Below are 11,141 nucleotides of genomic sequence, written 5' to 3' on the forward strand. Positions count from 1 at the left end.
TTATTCTCTTAGCCTTTCGTTCCGCCTGCGGTTAATCCGGACACAAAATTCTTTTGCAGTATGATAAAGATGACGGCAACCGGAATGCTGATAAGCAAGGCTCCGGCCGCAAATGTCGTATAGCTGGCCCCCATAACATCATTCACTAAATTGAATAGGCCGACGGGCAATGTATATGATTCAGGCGTTCTCAATATCGTTGATGACAGCACAAAATCTCCGAGCGGTCCTGTAAAGCTGTTCATGGCCACCACTGCCGCCATCGGTTTTGATAATGGCAGAATGATTTGGAAGAAGATTCGGGTGCTGCTGGCCCCGTCAATCTTGGCGCTTTCGTCTAAATCCATCGGAATCGAATCCATGTACCCTTTCATCAAATACGTATTCATCGGGATCAGGCCGCCGATATAAAGCAAGATTAACAGCCAGTGGCTATTGATCATGCCCAAGATTTGCGCCAATACAAACAAAGCGATTAAAGCCGAAAACTGAGGAATCATTTGCAGCAATAAAAAGAGGGTTAAAGCGTATTTCCTGCCTTTGAAGCGAAAGCGCGAAAACGCATAGGCTGTAAACGTCACACAGAGTAAAGACCCTGCCATTGTAAACAGGCTGATCTTCATTGAGTTGACATACCACTGCACATATTGAAGGCTTTCTTTGCCCGCAAATAATTCCTTGTAATGGTCGAATGTCGGATGCTTCGGAATGATGGATGTACTGATTAAGCTGTTGCCGGGGTTAAAGCTTGCGCCTGCCGTCCAAAGAAGAGGATAAACAATGATGACCGCCATACAGGCTAACAACAAGTAAGAGAAAAGGAGACGGAAATATTTTCTGACCTTCATATCTGCCAGCATGCCTCATGCCTCCTCTTTAAAAGACTTTGTCTGTCTGAACTGCCACAATGCGATGGAGATGACAAACACAGATAATAAAATCGTTAAAGCCGCAGCAAGTGAATATTGACTGGACTGCATTGTCAACTTATAAATCCATGAAACGAGGATGTCTGTCCCGCCGGCTGTCGATCCGGTTACAGCCGGACCTCCGCCATTAAATAGATAGATAATATTAAAGTTATTAAAATTAAACGTAAACTGAGTAATGATAATCGGCGCCATGGCGATGAACACCATTGGAAGCGTAATGTATCTCAGCTTTGAAAAGACAGAAGCGCCATCAATCGTAGCTGCTTCATACAGATCGTCCGGGATGGATTGCAATACGCCTGTTGAGACGAGAAAGATGTACGGAAATCCGAGCCAGCCCTGCATGAGAATCAACGCAAGCCTCGACCAATTAGCATCTGTCATCCACGGAAGCGGATCTATCCCGAAGAAAGCCAAGATGTCGTGATTCATCGCACCAAAGCTATCATTAAACAGCCCCGCAAAAATTAAAATCGTCACAAAACCGGGAACGGCCCATGGCAAAATCAGTATCGTCCGGAAAAAGCGTTTAAACCGAAGGTCTTTCTGGTTGACAATGATCGCGAGAAAAATCCCCAAGCTGACTTGCAGTGTGGATGCAGCAAGTGTCCAAACCACCGTCCAAGCCAGTACATCAAAAAAGGTCGACCTCCAAATATCAACTGTGAAAATATTTGCGAATGTTTGAAAACCGACCCAATCAATTAATTTTGCAGGAGGAGAATGATACAAATCATAGTTTGTGAACGCTAATGCAAAGCTGAATAAAATGGGGAAGATCACGGCGAAAATTAAAATAAACAAAGATGGGCCGCTGACGACATAAGGATAGCCCTCAGAAATGATATGCCGGTATTGTTCTTTTAAGGAACTTAATGGCTTGTTTTCGTCACGCTGTTTTCCGCTTTGAAACGCATCGCGAAGATTCACATAATACACCGCAAGGCCAAAGCAGGTCACGATGACAGCGATAATTCCTTCTGCCAGCAAGAAAACGGAATTATCCCGCGGCACTTCTGTTCCCAGTGTAAAGATTCCCCAAAACCCCATATTGAGCAGATCTCCAAAGACCGCAAAAAACGATGCGCCTAAGAAAAGAAAGACAAAGCCTTTTATCCATTGCTTGTTATAAAATTGCCCGAGCCCCGGGATGATAGACAGCAACAAAGCGATTTGACGATGCTGCACCGTTTTCACCTCTCTTACAATACAAATCTAGCTTTCTCTTTATTTTCCGCTGTGCTTTGCCTTGATTTGTCCTTTGGCCGTTTCAGCTGCTTGATCCAATGCTTGTTTCGGATCCGCCTTCCCTGTTGCAACTGTCTGTAATGCTGAATCAGCCGGCGTCCATATTTCATTCATTTCCGGAATATTTGGTGTTGGCTCTGAGAAACGGGATTGTTCAGTAACAGCCCGTGCCGCCTCACTTTTCATAATAGCCGGGTCATTGGCTAGGGATTTCACAGCAGGAACTTCTTTCGTCTCTTCATATCGTGTTTTAGAATTTTTTTCATTTGCCAGGAATACGGCTAATTCTTGCGCCAGCTCCGCATTCTTTGAAAATGCGCTGACGTTGTAGCTTTTAACGCCGATAAAGGAACTCATGTTTTTCCCATTTTCAAGCTTCGGCAGTTTCGTAATGCCATAATTGATTCCTGCTTTCGAAAAGGCTTCTACATTCCATGGACCAGAAATAATCGCGGCGGCTTTTCCTTCTGTGAACAGTGATTCCAACACGTTAATCCCTTGTTCTCCAATAATGCCTGCCGGGAATAAGCCCTCTTTGTAAAACTTCTGCATCAGCGCCGCACCTTTGACAGCGCCTTCATTATTGATTCCAATGTCTGACGGGTTATAGCTGCCGTCTTTGTCCTTTCCAAAAATGTATCCGCCGTATCCGCTCATTACACTTTCCGCATAATAAATTTGATCGAATAAGGCTAAAAAGCCAAATTTGCTGCCATCAGCAGTCTTTTTGGAATAGTCGTACCACTCTTCCAGCGTTTTGGGCAATTCCTTTTCTGAGATGAGATCTTTGTTGTAAAACAGCACAGTCGTTTCAACTGCTTTTGGCAGTCCATAAAGCTTTTGATCGACCATTTGAGACTGAATGGAAGCGTCAGTATAAAGTGATTGAACGTCTTTTTTGACATGTAATTCCTTGAGTAATCCTTCCGTGACAGCCGTTCCGATTTGGTCACCTGGCATTGTTAACACGTCAGGGCCTGTGCCGGCCGGTCCGTCCATTCGCAAATCTTCAATCTGCTTGGCATACGGTTTTTCAACGACTTTGACCTTCACATCATGCTCTTTTTCAAATGCAGCCACGGCGTCTTTAATGCCGTTGCTCTTTTCTTTATCCTCCCATACAACAAGCTCTGACCCTTTTGAACTCGATTTGGCGCTGCTGCTTTCCTTTGGGCCGCAAGCCGCCAAGGATAAACTGACAGCTGCGCAGAGCATGAACACGGAACACCTTTTTGCCTTTTTCATTGATTGTCACCCTTCCGGTAGAAATGAAAGCGCTTTTAAAATAATATAGCACGCTTGAGAAAATGTGTAAACAAACTATTTACTACTTTAGGTAAATTATTTTACCTAATTAAAAAAACGGCTTAGTATCCTAAGCCGTTTTTAATTCATACTCTTTCTAACGATTAATTCCGCGCCCACATATAAAGTTTTTACCGTCTTTCTCTTGTCCTGCACTTGTTCAAGCAGCAATTGAACAGCGTTTTTACATAATTCATGTATATCAATATGAAACGTCGTCAGAGGAGGCGAGACATACTTCGCGAAGCTGATGTTGTTGATACTCACAATACTTACCCTGTTCGGTATGGCAATTCCTTTTTCGTTCAGGGCTTGCAGACAGCCCACTGCAATCGGGTCCGCTGCGATCATAAAAGCAGTCGGAAGCTGGTCGCCTAATGTCTCGATCGCCTCTGACATCAGGCGGTAGCCGTTTTCTACAGAGAATCCGCGATGACAGAAAATATATCGCTCGTCCAGCATGCCTTTTTCCCTCATATAGGCTCTGAAGGTTTGTTCACGGATGTCCATTTCATCCTGATTGGTGTTCGGATTTTTGTATGTGCCGCCGATAAAACCGATGCTCTTATGCCCCTTCTCAGTCAGGATGTTTACCGTCTTCCTTGTTATTTGTGCTAAGTCAGGCCTTACCGAGTCAAAATGATCGGGATCAGGAGTTGAATCGATAAAGACGCCGTTTCCAGTGAGATTTCTAAGGAAAGCCAGCTCTTCATCTGAAAATGTGCCGACGGCAATAAACCCTTCCGTATGTTCAGGAATGCACTCAATTCCATCTGATATTTTATAAGTGGTCATATCGATATTGAATGCTTTCGCCAGTTTCTCTATTTCCAATCTCATCGTTTTAAAGTAGACATCTTCCAATTCTTCTTTATCTGTCAGCCAATATAAAAACGCAATATGTTTCACCAGCGGCCTTACTGTTTTTTTGCGGTAATTGAGTTTCTCCGCCGCTTCATAGATTTTCTCCCGTGTCTCATCAGGAACAGAAAGGCTTTCATCGTTATTTAAAACGCGGGAAACGGTTGAGATTGAAAATCCCGCTTCCTGCGCGATATCTTTAATTGTCGCCATTGCATCTGCCTCCATTATGCAGCTCGCATTCATTTTAGTAAAATATTTTACTTTCTTTTTCAAAAATGTCAAGCGTACAAAGCCCCTGGCTGCCTCATGTAAAAAGACTGAACCATTTGCGGCTCAGTCTCAGTTGTTCGTATCATCCGGAACCGGCAGAATTGCCCGGGAAATGAGTTGGTTATTGCACATTTTCCTCGAAATATCCCGAAAGCACATCTTCCACATTCGTCAAGTGCGCCAGCATGGCGGCTTCCGCCTGTGCACCGTTCCCGGCAGCCACGGCATTGTAAATCCGTTCGTGCTCCTCATACAGCCGCTGAACTGAGGTCTTCTTGGAAAACAGCCAGATTTTCCGCGTTTCTCTCATTGTTTCCAGCAGCAATGATGATACGTGATTCATCAAGTGTTTAAGAAGTTCATTTTGAGAAGCGTCCGCAAGCGCCAGATGAAATGCAAAATCTGCTTTCTCTCCCAACTCCCCGTCTGCTTCAATGCTCCCCATTTCCTTTAGTGCATCATGAATTCTTTCGAGATCTGCTTCTGTCCTTTTTTCAGCAGCTAATGACGCCACGCCGAGTTCAAGCAGTTTTCTGACCTCGAGCAGCTGCTTGACGTCCTCTTTTTTCATGAGAAGGGCGGCTGAGAGCGGCTGAGAAATTTGATCGAGCTCAAATTCCTTCAGGTACGTGCCTTCCCCCTGTTTCATTTCGACAAGCCCCATCGCTTTTAGCGCAGAAAGTGCTTCTCGAACCGCTGAACGGCTGACTTGAAAGTTCTCAGCAAGCGCCTGAACAGAGTCCAGTTTATCTCCAGGCTTCAATTCGCCGTTTTTGATCATATCTAATAGTGCATCCGCTACTTCTTCATATATTTTTTTTGTTTTAATTTGTTTGTATTTCATGCAATTCACCCCGTAACTTGTAGGTCTGGCTGTTTACGATCTATTATACTCTGTTTTATGGGCCGCCAAAAGATTTTGACTATTTTGTCAAAAAGTCTTGTACTTTGATTTTTTTCAAAATATAATGCTAGGTAACTGGTCTTATTACCCAGTCATCAGATGATCATATCATCTATAGAAACCGCTTACACACAACGCCAGTTTATGTTTCAAGGAGGGGTTTGGGATGCAATGGACACAGGCATATACGCCTATAGGGGGAAATTTGCTTTTATCAGCGCTTGCCGCACTTGTACCGATTATTTTCTTTTTTTGGGCACTCGCGATTAAACGGATGAAGGGGTATACAGCGGGCTTGGCCACATTGGGGATCGCCCTTGTCATTGCTGTATTGGTTTATCGGATGCCTGCGGAAAAAGCGCTGATGTCGGCGACACAAGGAGCCGTATACGGCATATTGCCGATTGGCTGGATCATTGTGACGTCTGTTTTTTTGTATAAAATCACTGTGAAAACGGGGCAGTTTGATATCATTCGCAGTTCGGTTCTCTCGATTACTGATGACCGGCGGCTTCAAGCCCTCTTGATCGCTTTTTCATTCGGGGCTTTTTTAGAAGGGGCTGCAGGCTTCGGAGCGCCTGTCGCCATTTCTGCCGCGCTTTTGGTCGGTCTCGGCTTTAATCCTCTTTATGCGGCGGGGATCTGTTTGATCGCCAATACGGCGCCTGTCGCCTTTGGCGCAATTGGAATTCCAATTACAGCCGTAGAAGGGCCGACAGGGATTCCGGCGATGGAGATTTCACAAATGGTCGGGCGGCAGCTGCCGTTTTTATCCGTATTTATTCCACTTTATTTAATCATCATTATGAGCGGGTTCAGGAAAGCCTTGGAGGTCTGGCCGGCGATTCTCGTATCCGGTGTTTCCTTTGCTGTTGTTCAATATCTCAGTTCCAATTTTTTAGGGCCTGAGCTGCCTGATGTTTTGTCAGCGCTTGTTTCAATGGCTGCGCTTGCTGTGTTTTTGAAATGGTGGAAGCCGAAAACAACATTCCGGTTTGCCGGTGAACAGGAATCGGCCGCTGCGATTGAAACGGCGCAAATGAATCCGACAGCGCCTGCGTACAGCGGCGGACAGATTTTCAAGGCTTGGTCGCCATTTCTGCTGCTGACGGTGATGATTTCCGTATGGGGCATTCCATCTGTCAAATCCGCGCTGACCGGGCATTATGAAGGCTCTGCTGTGTTCTTGACATGGTTGAATGCTGTTGGGGAAAAACTGACTTTTGCCCCTGGTGTGCCTTTTTTGAACAATCAGATTGCCAATGCTGACGGTACGCCGATTGAAGCGGTTTACAAGCTTGACGTGCTCGGTTCAGCCGGCACCGCCATCTTGATTGCCGCTGTGCTGTCAAAATTCATCACGGCAATTTCGTGGAAAGACTGGGGAGCCGTTTTTAAAGAAACAATCCAAGAGTTGAAGCTTCCGATTTTGACCATCGCATCTGTGGTTGGTTTTGCCTATGTCACAAACTCCTCAGGAATGAGCACGACACTCGGGATGACACTCGCGCTGACGGGTTCGATGTTTACCTTCTTTTCGCCTGTTCTCGGCTGGCTCGGCGTCTTTATTACCGGCTCGGATACTTCTGCCAACCTGCTGTTCGGCAACCTGCAGAAAGTCACCGCGTTATCGGTCGGCATGGACCCTGTTCTGTCTGTCGCCGCCAACTCCTCAGGCGGTGTCACAGGAAAAATGATTTCGCCGCAGTCGATTGCGGTGGCATGCGCCGCGGTAGGACTCGCCGGAAAGGAGTCAGATCTTTTCCGCTTTACCATTAAACACAGTCTGTTTTTGCTGCTGCTCGTTTGTATCATCACCTTTTTGCAGCATCATGTGTTCAGCTGGATGATTCCTTAAAAAAACCTCCCAACACGGGAGGTTTTTATTTATACCGTTTTCTCGCTGCCGAAGACGGAATGTTCATCTGATCGCGGTATTTAGCCACGGTGCGTCTCGAGATTTGGATGCCGTGCTGTTCATATAGCAATTCGGCAAGCTTTTGATCTGAGAGCGGTTTTGTTTTGTCCTCTTGATTGATCAGGTCTTCAAGATGCATTTTGACTGCATAATTCGACGCATCTCCATCTCCTGAAGCCTCGGCTTTTGCTGAGAAAAAGAGTTTCATCTCAAACAGCCCGTAAGGCGTTTGTATCGTTTTCCCTTTAATGGCCCGGCTCACAGTTGATTCATGAAGGCTTAAGCAGTCTGCTATCTCCCTGAGAGTCAGCGGTTTCATTGCGCTTCGCCCTTTCAGAAAGAAATCCTTTTGGCGTGTGATCAGCTCATTGATTATCCTCGTGATGGTCTGTTTTCGCTGTCGCAGCGCGCGGCTCAGCCAGCGCCATTCCTGATATTTCGCGGATAAATAAGAGACAGTATCCTGACAGGAGCCTGATGATAAAAGCGTACTGTACTGCGGATGCAGATCGATTTCGGGAAACGAGCGGGTATTCAGCTCCGCTGCAATGTGCCCGTTTTTTACAGTGATAAAAATGTCAGGCTCGATATACACATCTTGCTCTGGCCGGGCAAACAGAAGACCCGGTCTTGGATGAAGAGCCGCTATATCATCTGAGATATCCTGAATGGTATCAAGCGGAATTCCAGTCTCCACTGAAAGCGCTTTCCACTTTTTTTGCGCAAAAGCATCAAAATGAGCAGAAACAAGCATTTCCGCGTGTTCATTTCTATTCGGCAGCCGCTGTAATTGAAGAAGGATGCATTCCTGCAAAGATCTCGCGCCGATTCCAGCCGGCTCTAGTGACTGGAGTTTTGCCAAAACAGCCTCTGTTTCCTTGGCCGATACAGATAAGCGCTGTGCCGCCTCCTCCACATCTTCTTCCAAGTATCCGTTTGAATCAAGCGAATAAATCAGATAATTAAAAATCTTTTTTTCAGTGTTTGACAGATTCATATCGAGTGACTGCTGTTTTAACGCATCCTGCAATGTTTTTTGCGGATCACTTAATTGAAGGCCCGCTTCCTGTGCATTCATCCTGTTTTTATTTGTTTTATGGTAAGATAGTGGCGGTGTGTCTGTTTCCTTTCGTTCAATAAGAGGGTTTTCCAGTGAGAGCTCATCAATGTACTCGGCAAGCTCTGCCGAATGATAGCCAAGCAGCGTGATGGCCTGCCTGAGCTCCTGTGTCAGTTGAGGCTTTAATACTTGTACTTGCTGAAGTTTCATATCCATCTTGCTCACTCCCCTTTCTTCATTGTACATGATTGAGATCACACCGTATACATTTATGAAAAAGGAGCTGCCAAAGAAATGTCTGAACTTTTTTCCGTCCCTTATTTTATTGAGAATTTAAAACAGCATATTGAAATGAATCAGTCTGAGGATAAAATCCACGCGATGAACAGCTACTACCGTTCCGTCGTCTCAACGCTCGTGCAAGACCAGCTGACGAAAAACGCTGTCGTCTTAAAGCGGATTCAGCATTTAGATGAAGCATACAACAAAGTCAAACGTGGAGAATCAAAATAAACCTTCCGCTCACACGTGAGCAGGAAGGTTTTCCTTCTTTGAGGCGTCCTGGATGAGCTGGGTGCTTGGCACTCCTTCCATCCAGGTATGAAAGTAATTGGCGTTTTTCCCATAGGAATTATCAATGACCGTGTTTTCTTTTTGAAGAAGAGAAGACAAGATGTGGCCGTGCAGCCTTGATGTTTCCACCGATTCGTAACGGCTGAAAAACCGAATGGCTTTTTTGACGATATAATCCGAGTATTTTCCCCATATATACGCAATAGGCAAAGGGTTGCCCGCTTTTTTGTTCAGGACGTTGAGCGTTTGCAGAAAAGCGATCGTCCGGCGGTCTGAAGCTGACAGGACCGTGCGCCAGTCGTAGCTCTCCGCTTTTGCGTGTTCCTGAAGCTCCTGGTTTGCTTCATGATCTGTTCGGATAAATCTCAGCTTTTGATTAGACGGCTGCTGCGTGGGAATGACGGGAAACAGCTGATGAGCCATATCAGGCAGAAGCTGAATGCGATTTCTTGAAAAATAAGCCTGCGCCGTAGCATAGGAGGCTTTTTCCCTTGTCATGATGTGGAGATTCGCATGCTTAGAAAATATCTCCGCCGTCCGCTTGAGGTTGTCTTTGTTTTGAAAATAAATCGATTGCGGTAGGATCACAATTTTGTGGTTCGGATAGGTTTGGATGATTTTCTCTCTAAAGCCTTGATAATACGGATACAGATCCCCGAAGTTTCCGCCTCCCTGGCAGACGATGATAAGATTAGGGTCCAGCTTTCGCCCGACTGGAAAATTGTCAGGATTCCAGCGTTTTCTGACCCGAATCCCGTGTTCTTGAAAGAAGGCTTCTGTTCCTTTCATAATAAATAAATCCCCTACATTCCCATATAGAGGATAGTCCGCATATACGATCTCAGATTGTTTCGGAATGACGTCGAGCAGCCCGGACAATTTCTGTTTCAGGCTGATCATCGAATGCTTGCTGTCCATTTCTTCACCTCGGCATTTTGGAATAAGTGCAGTAGCACGTCAATGACCCGATCTTGCTCATCTTCTGTCATATTTGACCCGGATGGGAGACAGATCCCTTGCTTGAAAAGCTCTTCGCATACGCTTCCTGTATCTTCATGGGAATAAAACAAAGCAGGATCGAACAGCGGCTGGGTATGGAGCGGCTTCCACAGCGGACGGGCTTCAATGTTTTCTTCAGCAAGATGTTGAACTACGTCATAGGGGCTGAGCCCGTTATCAAGCGTGAGCGTGGTGAGCCAGCGATTGGATACGCCTGCTGCGTACTCCGGCATAAAGCGGACGCCGGCTAAGTGACCGAGTGCATTTTTATATCTCGTAAAAATGGTCCTTCTTTTCTCTACGCGCTCATCCAGCACCTCGAGCTGGGCAATGCCCACACCGGCTAAAATATTGCTCAGCCTGTAATTATGCCCCATTTCACTGTGCTGATAATGAACAGCCGGCTCTCGAGCCTGCGAAGCGAGAAATCTTGCTTTTTCCATTGCGGCTTCATCATTTGAAACGAGCATCCCTCCGCCTGATGTGGTGATGATTTTGTTCCCGTTAAATGAATAAATGCCGAAGCGCCCGAATGTCCCGCTTTGCTTCCCTTTGTAGACTGTTCCGAGAGATTCGGCTGCGTCCTCAATGACAGGAACTCCGTATGCATCACACAGGCTTACAATGTCATCCATTTTCGCGCTCTGCCCATATAGATTGACGGCAATAACGGCTTTTGGCAGAGTTCCGTTTCTTTTCGCTTCCTGCAATGCTCTTTCAAGGGCTTTCGGCGACATATTCCATGTGTCAGGCTCAGAATCAATAAAGACGGGCACCGCTTTTTCATATAAAATCGGATTGGCGGTTGCTACAAATGTGAAGGACTGGCAAAACACGCTGTCTCCTTCTTTTACCTCAAGCAAACGCAGCGCCAGATGAATCGCAGCCGTTCCAGAGCTGACCGCAGCTGCTGCTTTTACACCGACGCGTTCTGCCAGCTGTTCTTCAAATAAATTCACGAGCGGCCCAAGCGGCGCGATCCAGTTTGAGCGAAAGGCTTCCGAAATATAGTGCTGCTCCCTGCCGCTCATGTGAGGGGGAGATAAGTAGATTTTTTTATGCATAGAA

General features: G+C 45.9%; 10 protein-coding genes. 2 read left to right on the plus strand and 8 right to left on the minus strand.

The window, feature by feature from the left end; translation table 11 throughout:
* Nucleotides 1-8 precede the first annotated feature (8 nt).
* The 5 genes from ganQ to lutR all read right to left on the minus strand — a co-directional run bounded on the left by ganQ (nucleotide 9) and on the right by lutR (nucleotide 5,463).
* Nucleotides 9-860: a galactooligosaccharide ABC transporter permease GanQ gene (ganQ, locus tag CDO84_RS16565; RefSeq protein WP_040081767.1), complete on the minus strand. Its 852-nt coding sequence runs from the start codon at nucleotides 858-860 to the stop codon at nucleotides 9-11.
* Nucleotides 861-863: 3 nt separating this feature from the next.
* Nucleotides 864-2,120, minus strand: coding sequence for a galactooligosaccharide ABC transporter permease GanP (ganP, locus tag CDO84_RS16570; protein ID WP_040081765.1), 1,257 nt, complete (start codon nucleotides 2,118-2,120; stop codon nucleotides 864-866).
* A 39-nt stretch (nucleotides 2,121-2,159) separates the two neighbouring features.
* Nucleotides 2,160-3,425, minus strand: a complete 1,266-nt coding sequence (gene ganS, locus CDO84_RS16575; protein WP_040081764.1) for an arabinogalactan oligomer ABC transporter substrate-binding protein GanS — start codon at nucleotides 3,423-3,425, stop codon at nucleotides 2,160-2,162.
* A gap of 141 nt (nucleotides 3,426-3,566) precedes the next feature.
* Entirely contained in the window at nucleotides 3,567-4,559 is a 993-nt protein-coding gene (gene ganR / locus CDO84_RS16580) for a galactan degradation operon transcriptional regulator GanR (RefSeq protein WP_040082508.1), read from the minus strand.
* A 181-nt stretch (nucleotides 4,560-4,740) separates the two neighbouring features.
* Nucleotides 4,741-5,463 carry an L-lactate utilization/bacilysin biosynthesis transcriptional regulator LutR gene (lutR, locus tag CDO84_RS16585; RefSeq protein WP_040081763.1) on the minus strand — a complete coding sequence of 241 codons (723 nt, stop codon included), beginning with the start codon at nucleotides 5,461-5,463 and terminating at the stop codon, nucleotides 4,741-4,743.
* 226 nt (nucleotides 5,464-5,689) lie between these two features.
* On the opposite strand from lutR, the gene lutP reads away from it, so the two are divergent.
* The gene (gene lutP / locus CDO84_RS16590; protein ID WP_040081762.1) at nucleotides 5,690-7,381 is read left to right on the plus strand and encodes an L-lactate permease LutP; all 1,692 of its coding nucleotides are present in this window, start codon (nucleotides 5,690-5,692) and stop codon (nucleotides 7,379-7,381) included.
* Nucleotides 7,382-7,406: 25 nt separating this feature from the next.
* Here lutP and rpoN read toward each other — a convergent pair whose 3' ends face one another.
* Nucleotides 7,407-8,717, minus strand: a complete 1,311-nt coding sequence (gene rpoN / locus CDO84_RS16595) for an RNA polymerase factor sigma-54 (protein WP_040081761.1) — start codon at nucleotides 8,715-8,717, stop codon at nucleotides 7,407-7,409.
* 78 nt (nucleotides 8,718-8,795) lie between these two features.
* Between rpoN and yvfG the strand changes: the two genes are divergently transcribed.
* Entirely contained in the window at nucleotides 8,796-9,014 is a 219-nt protein-coding gene (gene yvfG / locus CDO84_RS16600) for a protein YvfG (protein WP_003219905.1), read from the plus strand.
* A 9-nt stretch (nucleotides 9,015-9,023) separates the two neighbouring features.
* On the opposite strand, the gene CDO84_RS16605 is transcribed toward yvfG, so the two are convergent.
* Both CDO84_RS16605 and CDO84_RS16610 read right to left on the minus strand, forming a co-directional pair.
* Complete coding sequence (locus CDO84_RS16605; protein ID WP_040081759.1) at nucleotides 9,024-9,992, minus strand: polysaccharide pyruvyl transferase family protein; 969 nt, start codon at nucleotides 9,990-9,992, stop codon at nucleotides 9,024-9,026.
* Nucleotides 9,971-11,137 carry a DegT/DnrJ/EryC1/StrS family aminotransferase gene (locus CDO84_RS16610; RefSeq protein ID WP_040081758.1) on the minus strand — a complete coding sequence of 389 codons (1,167 nt, stop codon included), beginning with the start codon at nucleotides 11,135-11,137 and terminating at the stop codon, nucleotides 9,971-9,973. Before CDO84_RS16610 ends, CDO84_RS16605 begins: the two co-directional genes overlap by 22 nt.
* Nucleotides 11,138-11,141: the final 4 nt, after the last annotated feature.

The organism is Bacillus sp. MD-5 (assembly GCF_002201875.1).
Classification (GTDB): Bacteria; Bacillota; Bacilli; order Bacillales; family Bacillaceae; genus Bacillus; species Bacillus stercoris.